General features: G+C 38.6%; 14 protein-coding genes and 1 tRNA gene. 9 read left to right on the forward strand and 6 right to left on the reverse strand.

Going from position 1 to position 16,938, the window contains the following annotated elements; genetic code table 11:
- Positions 1-84: 84 nt before the first annotated feature.
- Positions 85-1,701, forward strand: a complete 1,617-nt coding sequence (gene pckA, locus O1Q80_RS01545) for a phosphoenolpyruvate carboxykinase (ATP) (protein ID WP_386695248.1) — start codon at positions 85-87, stop codon at positions 1,699-1,701.
- Between the two features lie 81 nt (positions 1,702-1,782).
- On the opposite strand, the gene O1Q80_RS01550 is transcribed toward pckA, so the two are convergent.
- Together O1Q80_RS01550 and O1Q80_RS01555 are read right to left on the reverse strand one after the other, a co-directional pair.
- Positions 1,783-3,948, reverse strand: coding sequence for a TonB-dependent receptor domain-containing protein (locus O1Q80_RS01550; protein WP_386695250.1), 2,166 nt, complete (start codon positions 3,946-3,948; stop codon positions 1,783-1,785).
- A gap of 173 nt (positions 3,949-4,121) precedes the next feature.
- On the reverse strand, positions 4,122-5,624 hold the full coding sequence (locus O1Q80_RS01555) for a helicase HerA-like C-terminal domain-containing protein (protein WP_386688828.1): 1,503 nt from the start codon (positions 5,622-5,624) through the stop codon (positions 4,122-4,124).
- A 171-nt stretch (positions 5,625-5,795) separates the two neighbouring features.
- Here O1Q80_RS01555 and dprA point away from each other — a divergent pair, with 171 nt between their 5' ends.
- On the forward strand, positions 5,796-6,902 hold the full coding sequence (gene dprA / locus O1Q80_RS01560; RefSeq protein ID WP_386695251.1) for a DNA-processing protein DprA: 1,107 nt from the start codon (positions 5,796-5,798) through the stop codon (positions 6,900-6,902).
- Between the two features lie 232 nt (positions 6,903-7,134).
- Here dprA and pdxH read toward each other — a convergent pair whose 3' ends face one another.
- Genes pdxH through O1Q80_RS01575 form a run of 3 tightly spaced genes read right to left on the reverse strand, consistent with a single transcriptional unit; the run spans position 7,135 to position 9,347 of the window.
- The gene (pdxH, locus tag O1Q80_RS01565) at positions 7,135-7,767 is read right to left on the reverse strand and encodes a pyridoxamine 5'-phosphate oxidase (protein WP_386695253.1); all 633 of its coding nucleotides are present in this window, start codon (positions 7,765-7,767) and stop codon (positions 7,135-7,137) included.
- A 15-nt stretch (positions 7,768-7,782) separates the two neighbouring features.
- Positions 7,783-8,367, reverse strand: coding sequence for an aminotransferase class IV family protein (locus O1Q80_RS01570; RefSeq protein ID WP_386695255.1), 585 nt, complete (start codon positions 8,365-8,367; stop codon positions 7,783-7,785).
- Complete coding sequence (locus tag O1Q80_RS01575; RefSeq protein WP_386695257.1) at positions 8,364-9,347, reverse strand: aminodeoxychorismate synthase component I; 984 nt, start codon at positions 9,345-9,347, stop codon at positions 8,364-8,366. The genes O1Q80_RS01570 and O1Q80_RS01575 overlap by 4 nt, the downstream gene beginning before the upstream one ends.
- A 54-nt stretch (positions 9,348-9,401) precedes the next feature.
- Between O1Q80_RS01575 and O1Q80_RS01580 the strand changes: the two genes are divergently transcribed.
- The 3 genes from O1Q80_RS01580 (at position 9,402) to recX (ending at position 11,768) form a co-directional block, all read left to right on the forward strand.
- Positions 9,402-10,043 (forward strand): anthranilate synthase component II, encoded by a 642-nt coding sequence (locus O1Q80_RS01580; RefSeq protein WP_386695259.1) that lies wholly within the window; start codon positions 9,402-9,404, stop codon positions 10,041-10,043.
- Between the two features lie 69 nt (positions 10,044-10,112).
- Entirely contained in the window at positions 10,113-11,237 is a 1,125-nt protein-coding gene (gene recA / locus O1Q80_RS01585) for a recombinase RecA (protein ID WP_386695261.1), read from the forward strand.
- A gap of 72 nt (positions 11,238-11,309) precedes the next feature.
- A complete protein-coding gene (recX, locus tag O1Q80_RS01590; RefSeq protein ID WP_386695263.1) occupies positions 11,310-11,768 on the forward strand; it encodes a recombination regulator RecX in 459 nt (152 codons plus the stop codon).
- Positions 11,769-11,781: 13 nt separating this feature from the next.
- Here recX and O1Q80_RS01595 read toward each other — a convergent pair.
- Positions 11,782-11,876, reverse strand: a tRNA-Sec gene (locus tag O1Q80_RS01595).
- 147 nt (positions 11,877-12,023) lie between these two features.
- Between O1Q80_RS01595 and O1Q80_RS01600 the strand changes: the two genes are divergently transcribed.
- From O1Q80_RS01600 to selB, 4 genes are read left to right on the forward strand one after another with little or no spacing between them, the layout of a single operon-like run.
- Positions 12,024-12,347 (forward strand): helix-turn-helix domain-containing protein, encoded by a 324-nt coding sequence (locus O1Q80_RS01600; RefSeq protein ID WP_386695265.1) that lies wholly within the window; start codon positions 12,024-12,026, stop codon positions 12,345-12,347.
- Positions 12,347-13,624 (forward strand): type II toxin-antitoxin system HipA family toxin, encoded by a 1,278-nt coding sequence (locus O1Q80_RS01605; RefSeq protein WP_386695267.1) that lies wholly within the window; start codon positions 12,347-12,349, stop codon positions 13,622-13,624. The genes O1Q80_RS01600 and O1Q80_RS01605 overlap by 1 nt, the downstream gene beginning before the upstream one ends.
- A 43-nt stretch (positions 13,625-13,667) precedes the next feature.
- The gene (selA, locus tag O1Q80_RS01610; protein WP_386695269.1) at positions 13,668-15,050 is read left to right on the forward strand and encodes an L-seryl-tRNA(Sec) selenium transferase; all 1,383 of its coding nucleotides are present in this window, start codon (positions 13,668-13,670) and stop codon (positions 15,048-15,050) included.
- Positions 15,047-16,903, forward strand: coding sequence for a selenocysteine-specific translation elongation factor (gene selB, locus O1Q80_RS01615; protein ID WP_386695271.1), 1,857 nt, complete (start codon positions 15,047-15,049; stop codon positions 16,901-16,903). Before selA ends, selB begins: the two co-directional genes overlap by 4 nt.
- The last annotated feature ends 35 nt before the right edge of the window (positions 16,904-16,938 follow it).

Genomic DNA, 16,938 nt, shown 5'->3' on the forward strand with positions numbered 1-16,938 from the left:
ATCTAGTTAACGTTTTTTCTTCTAAAAAAGTAATAGAATAGTCTATGTTTTATTTTTTAATTTCTAACTCTAATGAGGTAATTTATGACTGACTTAAACAAAGTAATCAAAGAACTTAGCGACCTTGGTATTAACGGCGTAAAAGAAATTGTTCATAACCCAAGTTATGAACTCCTATTCGCAGAAGAAACCAAAGAAGGTTTACAAGGTTATGAAAAAGGTATTGTAACCACAACTGGTGCAGTTGCCGTTGATACTGGTATTTTCACAGGTCGTTCACCAAAAGATAAATATATTGTTTTAGATGACAAATCAAAAGACACCGTTTGGTGGACAAGTGAAGCAGCTAAAAACGACAACAAACCAATGAATCAAGAAACTTGGAAAAGTTTAAAATCATTAGTCACTAACCAACTTTCTGGTAAACGTTTATTCGTAGTTGATGCGTTCTGTGGTGCTAATGCTGATACTCGTTTAGCGGTACGTATCGTTACTGAAGTGGCATGGCAAGCTCACTTTGTGAAAAATATGTTCATTCGCCCAAGCGAAGCAGAATTAGCGAACTTCAAACCTGATTTCGTGGTAATGAATGGTTCTAAAGTCACCAATCCAAATTGGAAAGAACAAGGCTTAAACAGTGAAAACTTTGTCGCATTCAACATTACTGAAGGCGTGCAATTAATCGGCGGTACTTGGTACGGCGGTGAAATGAAAAAAGGTATGTTCTCCATGATGAACTACTTCCTACCATTACGCGGTATCGCATCAATGCACTGTTCTGCTAACGTAGGTAAAGATGGTGATGTTGCTGTATTCTTCGGTTTATCTGGTACAGGTAAAACCACCCTTTCAACTGACCCTAAACGTAAATTAATCGGTGATGATGAACACGGTTGGGACGATGACGGTGTATTCAACTACGAAGGTGGTTGCTATGCAAAAACTATCAACCTATCTAAAGAAAACGAACCTGACATCTATGGTGCGATCAAACGTGATGCGTTATTAGAAAACGTGGTAGTTCGTGCTGACGGTTCTGTTGACTTTGCAGACGGTTCAAAAACTGAAAACACTCGTGTTTCTTACCCAATTTATCATATTGAAAACATCGTTGAACCAGTATCTAAAGCAGGTCATGCGAAAAAAGTAATTTTCTTAACTGCAGATGCGTTCGGTGTGTTACCGCCAGTATCTAAATTAACGCCAGAACAAACTAAATACTACTTCTTGTCTGGTTTCACTGCGAAATTAGCAGGTACAGAACGTGGTATCACTGAACCAACCCCAACATTCTCAGCCTGTTTCGGTGCAGCGTTCTTAAGTTTACACCCAACGCAATACGCTGAAGTGTTAGTTAAACGTATGGAAGCTGCTGGTGCAGAAGCGTACTTAGTCAACACAGGTTGGAACGGTACAGGTAAACGTATCTCAATCAAAGATACACGTGGTATTATCGATGCGATCTTAGACGGTTCAATCGACAAAGCAGAAACCAAAACATTGCCAATCTTCAATGTAGCAGTGCCAACTGCCTTACCAAACGTTGATCCTGCGATCTTAGATCCACGTGATACTTATGCAGACAAAGCACAATGGCAAGCAAAAGCAGAAGATTTAGCTAACCGTTTTGTGAAAAACTTTGAAAAATATACTGTAACTGCAGAAGGTAAAGCGTTAGTGGCAGCAGGTCCAAAAGCGTAATATTGACAGTTAAATAAAACGATTAAGTGCGGTGAAAAATTCTTTTGTTTTTCACCGCACTTTTTTGCTATTTACCTTTCCTTAAAACCGTTTTTCCACCTGAACATAGAAATTACGCCCTGGTCCGCCTGTGGCAGTAACATCTAATGTGCCGGCAGGTTTGTATTTTTTGTTAAATAGATTATTTACCCCAAACATTACTTTAAGATCTTGATCAATAAAGCTAAATCCAGTGTTTTTCGGTTGCCAAATACCGTTGAAATCTACTTGGGTAAAGCTACCGTTGACATAGGAGTAATGCTCGCCTCTGGCATAATAATCAAAGGTATCAGCTTTTGGTTTAAACCAATGATTAACTTTTAATCCTGTGGTTAAATCCCAAGGGGTGTAAGTGTAAGTAACACCTGCGGTCAAGCGATCGGCAAAGGTGCTGACACGTTTTCCTGTTTCGGTATTGGTTAATTTCAAATGACCATAGCTACCGCTCAATAATAAATTGCCAATGGCATATTTAAGTTCAGCTTCTACCCCAGTACGTTTTACATTAGATACATTGAGATATTTAGCATACTGATTTTGAACTCTTGGATTCATTCTTTCTGGAGGTAAACCTAATTCTGGGATTGCCTGAAGGGAAATCATATCCTTGATTTTGCCGTTAAAGTAAGTGGTTTTGAAGTAAATCGCATGCCCTAAATCAAATAAATTGTTTTTGGACACCGAGAAGCCCACTTCATATTCTTTCGCAATTTCAGGTTTCAAATCTGGATTTGGCAGATAGAAATAATATGGATTTAACATACCATAAGGAGATGTTTCCGCTGGGGTTGGAGCGCGAAAAGTTTCGGAATAACCTGCCAGTAAATTTACGCCGTCTAACACTTCATAACTTAACGCAACACGTGGGGAGAAACGTTTTTTCTCGTAGGATTGTCCACCTTCTTTTTTCACTTCACGTTTAAATACATCATAACGTCCGCCTAAGGTGAAAGTGAAACGGTTAAATTGAATATTATCTTGGAAATATAATCCAATATCGTGGCTAGTATTTGGGAATGAACCCATATCCGATTCACCTTCTAATGTGAAGAATTTGGCATCCATTTTTTTGTGTTTATAATCCGCCCCTAGTACCAATTCGTGATCTAAACTGCCTGTTTGAAATTTGGCAATATTTTTGGCAGAAAAGCCGTAGCGTTTATCAATATTGGCATAGTCGCTTTTATAAGGATTGCCATAACCATCATCTGAACCTTCATTAATGCGGTGATATTTGGCTTCAGAATAAAATGCTCGCAATGTCAGATTAATCCACGGATTATCTGGATTATATTGATGGGTCAACACATAATCTTTTTGGGTCAGTTTGCCTCGTACTGGGTTATCTTCATCATAATCATGATATAACGTTTGCCAGCCTGTATTGAGTTTGTCGGTGTAATTGAAAGCGGAAAGGGTTAAACGATTATCCGCATTAATATCCCAACCAAATTTGGCAAAATAACTATTAATTTTTTCATCATTTTTGTTATGCGTATCGCCATCTTGTCCGCCATCGGCAATTTTCACATTGCCATGTAAGGCACGTTTGGCGTGGAATAGTACATCTATTGGGGCAGAATTCGGGCGAGCATAAAGTTGCACCATACCGCTTCGCATATTATTGGATTCTAACCGTCCACCAATGGTTGCACCATATTGTTGCCCTGGACGAAGATAATCTGCCGCTTCTTTGGTGGTCATACTGATAATCCCACCAATCGCACCCGAACCGTGCAAAATAGAGGACGCCCCTTTGACGGTTTCCACATTTTTCAGAATATCCGTATCGGTTCTAAAACTGGAAATGTGGTTGGAAAATAGAGTTGGATCGCGTGGCACGTCATCTTGTTGAATAATCACACGTTCAATATCACCGTAACCAAAGCCACGCACCTTAAAGTTTTGTCCGATTTGACGGCTCATATCTCGCCCAAAGGTAATATTTGGACTGTCGCCCAATACATCAATTAAACGGCTTTGAGCTAACAATTTATCCGACTCAAATTTGGTGGCTTGTCCCACAAATTTAGCACTGTCAGTGGCACTGCGGTTAGCACTCACAATGATCGGGTCAAGCACATTTTTGCATTGTTTTAGACTGGGGTCTTGTTGGCATTCTTCACTTTTAGCATAAGCAAAACTACTAGGAAGAAACACAAAGGAAAGGCTCATAGCGAGCGTAGAGAAGGCAAAATTTTTTTTCATTTTAAGCTCCAATTTAAGGTTGTTTAAAAAATAAACCGCTAAAATTTCGAGCCAATAATAATATTAATGATAATTATTATCAATAAATATTGCTAATTCTTTATAAAAAAGTGCAGTGAAAAAATTCTTATTTTTTGCACCGCACTTTTACGAACAGGTTATATTGGAAAAATTTACTTCGTTAACGCCCCTAAAATTCCCCTTGTAATCTGTCGGGTAATTTGAGAACGAATACTTCGTCCCACCGATTTACTTAAACCACTGACAATTTCTTCTGTCACGGTTAATTTTTCTCCGCGTTTTTTAGTGCCAAAAATCATTCGACTCAACGAACCCAATACACCCTCGCTTTCTTGTTGTTCCGCTTGTTGAGCTTGTTGTTGTGCCACCTGATCTAAATTAGCTTGTTCCGCTAACATCTCAAAGGCAGAATGGTTATCTACATAATTGTTATAATAAGCAAACAAATCATCATCTTTAACCCACGCTTGACGTTGCTCTTGCGTTAATGGTGTAAGCTGGCTTTTTGGTGGATAAATGGTCGCAATTTCCACTGGTGTTGGCATCCCTTTTTCATCTAGGAATGAAACTAACGCCTCGCCTACGCCTAAGGTGGTAATGGCTTCCACCACATTCACACCTTTATTGGCACGGAACGTTTCGGCTGCAGTTTTCACCGCTTTTTGATCTCTCGGCGTAAAGGCTCGCAACGCATGTTGGACACGATTACCCAGTTGACCTAACACAGTTTCTGGCAAATCTAATGGATTTTGCGTGACAAAATAAATACCCACGCCTTTAGAACGAATTAAACGGACTACTTGCTCCACTTTTTCAATTAAGACACTTGGGGCACCATCAAATAACAAATGAGCTTCATCAAAGAACATCACAAATTTTGGTTTATCTGGATCACCCACTTCAGGTAATTGCTCGAATAATTCAGCCATTAACCACAACAAAAAGGCACTGTACATACGAGATGAATTAATTAATTTTTCTGAATTCAAAATATTAATTACGCCACGTCCATCACGAGTTTGTAACCAGTCTTCCAAATTTAATGCAGGCTCACCAAATAATTTTTCTGCCCCCTCATTTTCAAGGGTCAATAAGGCACGCTGAATTGCCCCCACACTGGCAGCGGAAATATTGCCATATTGTAATTGAAATTCCTTAGCGTTATCGGCGAGATATTTCAACATCGCACGCAGATCTTTCAAATCAATAAGCAACAACCCTTTATCGTCTGCCACACGGAATAGAATATTTAATAAGCCTTCTTGAGTTGGATTGAGATTTAATAAACGAGAAAGCAACAATGGACCCATTTCTGAGATTGTGGTACGTAATGGAATCCCTGTTTCGCCGAATACATCCCAAAAAGAAACTGGATAACCGTTTAAATAGCTTTCACCACCTAAGCTAAACTGTTCAATACGTTCCGCAATTTTGCCTTGCATGGTGCCTTTCACCGTCATACCTGAAAGATCGCCTTTTACATCGACCAAAAATACAGGTACGCCGTTATCACTAAATTCTTCCGCTAATTTACGCAAAGTGACGGTTTTCCCTGTCCCCGTTGCCCCAGCGATTAAGCCATGACGGTTTGCCATTTTGGCATTGATCCCGAAACTGTGTCCCTCACTATTGCGTGCGATTTCAAATATATTCATGAAATATCCTTTATGTTGTGAATTTTGAGCATAATAAGAGAAAAATGACTGTTAGTCAAAAAATGAGATTTTGTGATCTTGATTCCAAAATCTAGCAAAAAATCTCGACTCTTTTCCTTTCGACTTATAACCTAAAATTTCCGAAAAACCAACCGCACTTTTATCATTCTCATGCAAAATATCGAACTCTTATTACGTCTAATGCAAGTACCTAATCTTGGTGCAAATGCAATTCAAGAAATTTTAACTCAAATCACACCACAAACCCTGTTAGATTACGATGAAACCGCTTTTCATCACATTGGTTGGCAAGCGAAACAAATTCAACGTTGGTTTCACCCAGAACAAAAATATATTGAACCAGCACTAGAATGGCAACAAACCGATACAAATCATCATATTGTGGCTTACTATCAAGCAGAATATCCGCAATTATTAAAGCAAATTAATTCCGTTCCGCCCTTGTTATTTGTAAAAGGCAATGTGGAAAATCTAAATCTGGCTCAACTGGCGATTGTAGGTAGTCGGGATTGCTCTAATTACGGTGAATATTGGGCTAAATATTTTGCCACAGAATTGATTCGATCAGGATTTATTGTTACCAGTGGATTAGCGATTGGAATTGACGGTTTCGCACACAAAGCAGTGGTTGAAATGCAAAGTAAAACGATTGCTGTATTAGGCAGTGGATTACAACAAATTTATCCTAGTCGGCATAAAGGATTAGCGGAACAAATTCTAGTGAATAATGGCACGTTGGTATCGGAATTTTTACCCAACCAACCGCCCGTTGCCACTAACTTCCCAAGACGAAACCGCATTATTAGTGGCATGTCGCAAGGCGTGTTGGTAGTCGAAGCAAATCAAAAAAGCGGATCACTAATTACCGCCCGTTATGCCCTAGAGCAAAATCGAGATGTATTTGCCTTACCTGGTAATTTGCATAATCAATATAGCCAAGGCTGCCATCATCTGATTAAACAAGGGGCAAATTTAGTGGAATCGGTGCAGGATATTATTGAAAATCTCGCTCCTTATTCGTTACCCATGAATGGCTTTGCTCCCAACACGACTAGTCAAAATACAGAGTTACCTTTTAATGTTATTGAGCCAACATATCCTGATTTATATGCTTTAATCGGCTATAACCCCATTAGTATTGATGAACTGGCGGAACAGTCCAAAATTTCAGTTGATATCCTGTTAGGGCAATTATTGACACTAGAATTAGAAGAACTTATTGAATGTGAAAAGGGGCTATATAAACGACGATTATAAGAACCATCTAGCGTAGGGCTAGAAACAGCAAACCCCACGCTGTGTAGAGTGGGGCTTACAAAAAGGAACTGGATTATGATAATTAAGTTGTTAATCCTTGTTATCTTATTAGCTATGGCTCTACCCGCCTACTAATAATTTAACTAAAGTCCTAGTGGTAGTAGCAGCTACCGCTAGGCAGTTCCTAAATACTAATCAATTTTTACGCTAAATGCAACATCTTATTTTCGACTTATGGCGATAATCTTTCTATCACCCAATGCTCTTTTTCCAACCGATAACGAATACGATCATGTAGGCGGCTCGGGCGACCTTGCCAAAATTCGATCATCTCAGGAATCACGATATAACCACCCCAATGCGGTGGACGTGGCACATTTAATGGGTGTTTAGCTGCTATCTGTGCTGCTTTGGCTAATAACACATTTTTGCTAGAAATCACCGCACTTTGCTCACTCGCCCATGCACCTACTCGACTGGTATAAGGACGTGATGCAAAATATTCATCGGATTGTACAGCGGGTAATTTTTCCACTCTGCCTTCAATTCTGACTTGTCGCTCTAATTCACCCCAAAAGAAATTTAAAGCCGTAAACGGTGTATGTTGTAACGCTCGCCCTTTTTGACTCTGATAATTAGTAAAGAAAACAAACCCTTGCTCATTCACTTCTTTTAACAACACCACTCGGCTAGTTGGCTTACCTTGTTCATTCACCGTTGCCACATTCATTGCGGTTGGCTCACACACTTTGGCAACTATCGCTTCATTTAACCAACGTTCAAATTGTTTTAATGGATCGGCAAGGCATTGTTTACGAGATAACGCCTGTTTACTGTAATCTTCTCGAATATTGTGTAAATCCATCTTTTTATTCCTAATTTAATCCAAACTATTCATTGCATTAATCAACCTAATTTCGTCAAAATGACGCACATCTTCGGCTAAAATAGGTATTTCTTGCAGTCTGCTTTGTTGTAACAAAAACTCTCGTTGCGTACCTTTTAATAATGGCGTATTAGGTGTAAACCAATCTTTTCCCTGACGAAACACTAAATTGCCAATACTACAATCGGTAACGTGACCTTTTTTAATAATCATAATTTCATCAGCCAGACCTTTTTGCTTAACTAATTGATTGAGCAGGGAACGATCCTGATATTTCAATGAATAATCTATATCGTCACAAATCACAGGTTGAAAATAACGATAGATTTTGCGTTGATAAGGGAAAAATTGCACAGCATAATGTTGATGATTATAAGCAATGCGACAACGAATTAAAGGGCTATCAAGTGCGGTGTAAAATTGACTATTTTCTACAATAATTTGCCAAAGATCGTGAACTTTAACCGCAGTTCCACTATAAAATAGCGATAATGATTTCTCATAACGCTGTTGATGTAAAGCGATATTTCTAACTATACCCTGTTCAAGACAAATGGTTTCAAATAACGGAAATATCATAATGCTTTCCTTAATGGGATATAAACTTTTTGCAATAATTCAGCATATTCTTGCTCTAATTGGCTTTGTCTTGTGATGCCACCACCACTACGAAAAAGCATTTTTTCACCACATTGTTCAATAAACCGAATAGCTACTGCACTGTCTATGTTCTCACCGTCAAAAATGCCAAAGATGCCTGTATAATAACCCCGTTCTTTCTTTTCCGCTTGTTGGATAATTTCCACCGTTTTTTCTTTAGGCGCTCCACTAATTGAGCCAGCAGGCAAAAGTTTGGCTAAAATATTCCCAATCTTTTCTTGCCAATTTTCCGCAAGTTCACCGACAATTTCCGAACTTGTTTGTAAAATTGCCCCTTTTTCAGTTTCAATACGATCTACATAACGAAAACGGCGAACTTCAATATTTTTCGCCACAGTAGCTAAATCATTTCTCATCAAATCGACAATCGTGTAATGCTCTGATTGCTCTTTTTGAGATGCCATTAATTGTTGTTCTGCATTAGGTAACGTAGCGTCAATAGTACCTTTCATGGGATAAGTAACAATTTGATTTTGTTGTGTTCTGACAAAACATTCTGGCGAAAAACAAACAAAATGATTTTGATAATAAAGTTTGTACTTTGCTTGGGCTTGCTCGAAAACCTCTAATAAAGAAAAATTAGTTTTTATTTCAGTAGGATAAGTAAGATTTAACAAATAGGAATTACCTTTTTGCAAGGCTTGTTGAACGACTTCAAAACCCCATTGATATTCACTTTTTGACATGGCAAGTGCGGTTAAATTTAAGGCTTTTTTTGACCGCACTTTTTCAGTTGGATAATTCGTTTTGCCTTGTAAATCAAAAAACAGCCCTTGTTTTTCCATTTTCTCAAGAGGCAAAATCAGCGGTTTTTTCTGTTCGAAATCAACCAGAAAGAAAAATGGTTGGCGTTGTTTCCCAAACTGATTGGCTTGTGCAATAAAAGCGTTAAACGGCATAAAAGAGTAAATAAATCAAACAAAATATGCTCAAGTTTAGCCTAATCATTTATAATGGCAAGCGTTTATTTTTCTACTCAAAAGACCATGACCAAACTTGCTATTATTAATAATCACGATTCTTTCACCTATAATTTAGTGGATTTAATCCGCCGTTTGCATGTGCAATTCGATGTGATAAATGTGGAAAATTTAAGCCTTGATAGGCTTGAAGATTACAGTCATATTCTGATTTCACCAGGTCCAGATATACCAAAAAGCTACCCACAACTTTTTGCCATGCTAACACGTTTTTACCAACAGAAAACGATTTTAGGGGTGTGTTTAGGTCATCAGACAATTTGTGAATTTTTTGGGGCGACATTGTTTAATTTACCCAATGTTCGACATGGTCAAAAAAGCCATTTAAAAGTGCAATCAAATTCGGTTTTATTTCAAGGTTTACCCAACCATTTTGAGATTGGCTTATATCACTCTTGGGCAGTTTCAACAGAAAATTTCCCCACTGAATTAGAGATTACCGCCACTTGCGATGATGAGATTATTATGGCATGCCAACATCGCACCTTACCGATTTTTGGGGTGCAGTTTCACCCAGAATCCTATATGTCGGAATATGGTTTGTGGATACTCAAAAATTTCTTAAATTTGGAATCCAGATCATACTTTTCAGAAAAAGATCAAAAAAACACTTGATACTGTTTTTAATAACAGATAGTATATGCTCAAATTTACAGCTTAACAAACATCCAAAAGGGTCACACAATGGCTAAAGATAACAAAGCGAAAGCAAAACCAACCGCAAAAGAAAATAACTCACAAGAAGACAAAGCAAAAGCACTAGCAGCCGCTCTCGGTCAAATTGAAAAACAATTCGGCAAAGGGGCGATTATGAAGTTAGGCGATTCACAAACCCTTGATGTAGAATCTATTTCAACAGGTTCAATCGGTTTAGATGTAGCATTAGGTATTGGTGGTTTACCAATGGGACGTATTGTTGAAATCTTTGGTCCAGAATCATCAGGTAAAACTACATTAACCCTTTCCGTGATCGCACAAGCACAAAAAGCAGGCAAAGTCTGTGCCTTTATTGATGCGGAACATGCCTTAGACCCAATTTATGCAGCAAAATTAGGGGTTGATGTCAAAGAACTGTTTATTTCTCAACCTGATAATGGTGAACAGGCGCTAGAAATCTGTGATGCCTTAGTACGTTCAGGGGCGATTGATGTGATTATTGTGGACTCTGTCGCTGCATTAACCCCAAAAGCTGAAATCGAAGGGGATATGGGCGATTCTCACGTTGGTTTGCAAGCCCGTTTAATGTCACAAGCGTTGCGTAAATTAACCGGTCAGATTAAAAACTCTAATTGTTTAGTAGTGTTTATCAACCAAATTCGAATGAAAATCGGTGTGATGTTTGGCAATCCAGAAACCACCACTGGCGGTAACGCACTAAAATTCTATTCATCTGTGCGTTTAGATATTCGCCGTATCGGTGCAGTGAAAGAGGGTGATGAGATTATTGGTAATGATACTCGGGTCAAAGTAGTGAAAAATAAACTTGCAGCTCCGTTCCGTCAAGCCGAATTCCAAATTCTTTATGGTGCGGGTATCTCGAAAAATGGTGAGCTAATTGAACTTGGTGTTAAACAAAAATTAGTCAACAAATCTGGGGCTTGGTATGCTTACAATTGTGAAAAAATCGGGCAAGGTAAAGCGAATGCGATCAAATGGTTAGAAGACAATCCTGAAGCAGCCGCAGAATTAGAAGATAAAATTAAGACAGCTTTATTAGAAAATCCTGAACAAGCCTTGTTGCCATCGGATGATAATGATAAAGATCAAAGTGATGAAATCAATGACGAAGTAAATGATTTAGATTTCTAAGCATCACATACAATATATCCCAAAGTGCGGTATTTCTAACCGCACTTTTTTCAACTATGTAGGGAATAATCCATGTCATCTCTCGCCCTAAATTATCTGATTAACCTACTGGTTCGCCGTGATTACAGCGAATATGAAATTCGTTGCAAAATGCAACAAAAAGCCTTTAGCCAAGAAGATATCGATCAGGCACTAGCACATTGCCAACAACGCCACTGGCAAAGTGATCAACGTTTTGCCGAAAATTACCTAAACTTTCGAGCCAATCGGGGTTATGGTGCAAATCGAATTAAACAAGAATTACGCCAATTAAAAGGGGTGAGTTCGCAGATTATTCAAAACGTAATTGAGCAAAGCGAAATAAACTGGTCAGATATTGCATTAAGCGTTTTAAACCGAAAATTTCCCCAATATCAAAATAAACTGGATTTGAAAACCAAACAAAAAATCTGGCGTTATATGCTTTCACATGGTTTTTATGCAGAAGAATTTGCAGACTATATCGGTTCTAGTAGCGACAGCGACTATTAGCAAATAGCAAGATTGGCGGAAAGTAATGGGAGTTGAACCCACCTAGGACTGCTGGCAGCCCTAACAGGATTTGAAGTCCTGCCGCATCACCGGATACGCCTACTTTCCAAAATTGATGGCAACTTTAGCATAATGTCATTTTTTGTCAAACAACCTTTTTACCCGATTAATAACCCCTAAAAAGGATATTCTTGCAACAATCCCTTTTAAGGGATATAATGCCAAACATCCTTTTCAAAGTATAACGAATAAATTATGGCATTAAGCATCACTAGCGCAAAAGCATTAGCACAGGTTATTCGGGAGTTTCGTTATCAAGCCGAACTTTCTCAAGTGGATGTGGCGAAGCGAGCTGCCACCAAGCAAGCAACAGTTTCCGTGTTTGAAAACAATCCTGAAAGTACAAAATTAGAAACTTTGTTCAAAATTCTGACGGCACTAGAATTGGAACTTATCGTACAATCTCGCCCAACGCAAGGGCAAATATTAGCCACAAAAAACGATGACACAGCGACAATACTTAGCATGGCGGAAGAAAGTGCAATATATCACATTGGTGATGATGATGAGATTTGGTAATGGAAAATATACTTAATATTGCTATGAATGGCATTCACATTGGTCAATGGCGTAAATTAGCTAATGGTGCAACGGAGTTTCAATATAGTCCAAATTGGTTAAATTCCCCCCGCTCACGAGCTATTTCGCTTTCGTTGCCATTGTCGAATAAAATTTACAAAGGCGATGTGGTGTTTAACTTTTTTGATAATTTATTACCCGATAATGATCAGATTCGTTCTCGGATCCAACAACGTTTTCAAATAAATACCAAAACACCTTTTGATTTACTTTCCGCTATTGGACAAGATTGTGTCGGAGCAATTCAGCTCTATCGAGATTTACCTTATTCTATTCGGCAAGTAAATGCTACGTCATTGAATGAGCATGAGATTGAAGCATTATTAAAAAATTATCAATCTCTGCCGTTGGGAATGGAGCAAACGGATGATTTCCGCATTTCGCTAGCTGGGGCACAAGAAAAAACAGCGTTACTTTTTCACGAAAATCAATGGAAACGACCGCACTACTCTACGGCAACTAGCCATATTTTCAAGCTCCCTATCGGACTGGTAGCACAAGGTCAGCTTGATCTTTCAATGAGTTGCGAAAATGAATGGCTTTGCCTTGAGATTTTGCGTTTATTTGGCTTGGACGTTCCTAATGCAAAAATTCGTTATTTCGGTGAAACCAAAGTGTTAATTGTAGAGCGTTTTGATCGCCGCTGGGCAAAGTCGCAAAATTGGCTGGTACGTTTACCACAAGAAGATCTTTGCCAAGCCTTGAATATTGCCCCTGCTAGAAAATATGAATCAGACGGTGGAGCAGGGATTCTCACCATTATGCGATTGTTAAATAGTTCTGCAAATCCGCTTAATGACCGCAAGGCTTTTTTCAAAGCACAGATTTTATTTTGGCTTTTGTGTGCTATTGATGGGCATACGAAAAATTTCAGCCTTTTTCTTGAACAAGGCAACCGATATCGATTAACCCCATTTTATGACGTGATGTCAGCCTATCCATTGATTAATCCAAAAGGATTACAACGTCAAAAAATTAAAATGGCAATGGCATGGCACGGTGAAAATAAGCATTATTTATGGGATAAGATCCAACTCCGCCATATTTTCCAAACTGCAAAACTAGCTGGATTTGCCAAGGAAAATGTTGAAGAAATTCTACATGAGATTAGCCAAACACTGCCACGTTTAGCTCAAATTCCGCATCGCCATCTTCCCGATTTTATCGCTGAACCAATTTTACAAGGGTTGGAAGATAAGGTAAAAAAGGCGTGGTAAGTTATAGTATAATACCCCAACGTTCAACAAAACAGGACACAAAATGACCGCACTTTTTCAACAATTACCATCAGTAGATAAATTACTCAAAACACCACAGGGTGAATTGCTAGTGGATCAATTTGGACATACGGCGGTCGTCAATATGATTCGTCAGATTTTGCAACTGGCTCGAGAGCAAATCAAAGAAACACAGCAACTTCCCAATTATTTCAACGATATTGACCATACAATTACGGAAATTCGTTATCAATTAATTCAACAAAACCAAGTACAAATTAAATCAGTGCATAACCTAACAGGCACCGTGTTACACACGAATTTAGGACGTGCATTGTGGTCTGAAACCGCTCAACAAGCCGCTGTAAATGCTATGGCAGGTAATGTGGCATTGGAATATGATTTAGAGATAGGAAAACGTAGTCATCGAGATCATTATATTAGTGAATTACTTAATCAACTTACGGGAGCGGAAGCGGCTTGTGTCGTGAATAATAATGCAGCTGCAGTATTGTTAATGCTTGCCACCTTTGCACAAGGCAAAGAAGTGATTATTTCTCGTGGAGAACTGATTGAGATTGGCGGTGCATTTCGGATTCCTGATATTATGGCTCAAGCGGGATGTACACTGGTAGAAGTCGGCACCACTAATCGTACGCATTTAAAAGATTATCAAAACGCAATCAACGAGAATACTGCTTTTCTGATGAAAGTACATAACAGTAATTATCAAATTTGTGGTTTTACCCATTCAGTTGAAGAACATAAACTTACCGAATTAGGTAAGCAATTTAATATTCCTGTGATTAGCGATCTTGGCTCTGGAGCATTAATTGATTTAACGCAGTACGGCTTACCAAAAGAACCAACAGTACAGGAAAAATTGGCACAAGGCGTGGACTTAATTTCTTTTTCTGGGGACAAACTGCTCGGCGGTGTGCAAGCTGGTATTATTGTGGGTAAGAAATCTCTTATTGATCAATTACAAGCACACCCACTTAAACGCGTTCTACGTTGTGATAAAGTGATTCTAGCTGGCTTAGAAGCCACCTTACGCCTGTATCTACAACCTGAAAAATTAATCGAAACCTTGCCAACCTTACGCTTACTCACTCAATCCATAGCACAATTAAATGAAAAAGCGGAACGAGTGAAAGAACAATTATCGCAATATTTGCCCGAATTTTCCCTGCAAATCGAAGCAAGTTATGCACAAATTGGTAGTGGTTCACAACCGTTAGCCAAAATTCCATCGGTTGCAGTCACCATAGCAAACCAAACTAACGGAAAATTAACCGCACTTTTACAACGGCTAAAACAACTACCAACGCCAATAATTGCCAGAATGGAACAAGATAAAATTTGGTTGGATATACGTTCATTAGCAAATGTCGATCATCTGTTAGAGAGTTTACAAGCCTTATGATTATTGTTACTTCTGGTCACGTTGACCATGGCAAAACCGCCTTGTTGCAGGCATTAACTGGCACAAATACTGCTCATTTACCCGAAGAAAAAAAACGTGGAATGACCATTGATTTGGGTTATGCTTATTTGCCCTTAGGTGATAAAACACTTGGATTTATTGATGTTCCCGGTCACGAAAAATTTTTGCCGAATATGTTGGCTGGCTTGGGGGGAATTCATTATGCCATGCTGATTATTGCCATTGATGACGGGATTCAAGCTCAAACAGTGGAACATTTAGCCATTTTACGTCAGTTGCAACTCAATAAAATTCTGATCGTCTTAACCAAAGCTGATAAAGCGAGTTCAAGCCAGATCGATGCACTTAAACACACAATCAAAGCTAATTACCACTCTTTAGCCGATAGCCCAATTTTCGTCACATCTGCGACTACCCAACAAGGCATCGCCGAATTACGTGATTTTTTAACTACACTGCCAAATTTAGCTGACCCCAATAAACCTTTCCGCTACGCTATCGACCGTATTTTTAGTGTAAAAGGGGCTGGTACAGTGGTCACTGGTACAGCATTTAGTGGTAAGGTAAACATTGATGATGAGCTGTTTTTATCTAACGGCGAAAGAGTCCGCGTGAAAAATATTCATGCCCAAAATCAACCGAGTAAACAAGGGTTGGCAGGACAACGGTTAGCATTAAATATTCATACTGATATTGAGCGTAGCTCAATTCAACGGGGGGACTGGTTATTTAATCAACCACCACAATTTGCCACAGATCGCATTACCGTTCAGCTTAATCCAGAAATACCTTTAGCAGAAAACCAAGCGATACATCTTTATCATGCGACTAATCATACTGTTGGTAAATTGTCTTTGCTCACAACAAAAACGTTACCACCACAAACACAAGCCTTAGCAGAAATTATCTTAGATAAATCGCTATTTTTGAGCTTTGCGGATAAATTAATTTTACGCAGTGGCGATAATAAGCAATTAATTGCTGGAGCAAAAGTCATCGAAATTAACTCCCCCAAACGCCATAAACGCAGTGAAGTGCGGTTAAAATTCTTACAGAATTTGCAACAAGCAGAAAATATCAATGACCGTATTGCACTATATTTACAACAAACTGCCGTTGAAGTGTCTTATTTATTATGGATTGAACAGTTAAATGAAGCGGACTTAGCCACTATTTTGCAACAAAATCACGCTGTACGTTTTCAGCAATGGTGTTTTAATCAAGATTATCAAGCAGAAAAAAATCAGCAAATTTTGACCGCACTTTCCAATTATCATCAACAACATTCCGATCAAGTCGGCTTAGGCAAAGCTCGTTTATACCGCATTGCCACACTTAATCAGCCTGAAAAATTGATCTACCATTTTATAGATGAATTATTAGCTCAAGGGAAATTACAACAAACACGTGGCTGGTTGCATCTGCCTGAACATAAAATTGAGTTTAATGCAGAAGAACAAGCCTTATGGAAATTGGTGCTAGACGAATTTGTGCAACAAAATGGGCAACCGTTGTGGGTGAGAGATATGGCAAATGCCTTATCCATTGATGAAAACCAAATGCGAAATTTTTGTTATAAAGCGGGAAAATTAGGCTATTTAACCCCGATTATCAAGGATCGTTTTTTCTTAACCGAAAACCTATATGCCCACGCCAAAGTCATCAAGCAATTAATTGCAAAACAAGGGGATATTTGTGTCAATCAATTACGAGATGAACTCCAATTTGGACGCAAACTCACTGTGCAATTAATTGAATATTTTGACCGTTGCGGATTATTAAGACGTAAAGGCAATGTACATATTTTGCGAGATGGGGAAATGTTTGATTAATCAATATGGCTTAAAGCAAAATGACCGCAAATGTG

Origin of the sequence: Lonepinella sp. MS14435, assembly GCF_042485795.1 — a bacterium.
Lineage (GTDB): Bacteria > Pseudomonadota > Gammaproteobacteria > Enterobacterales > Pasteurellaceae > Lonepinella.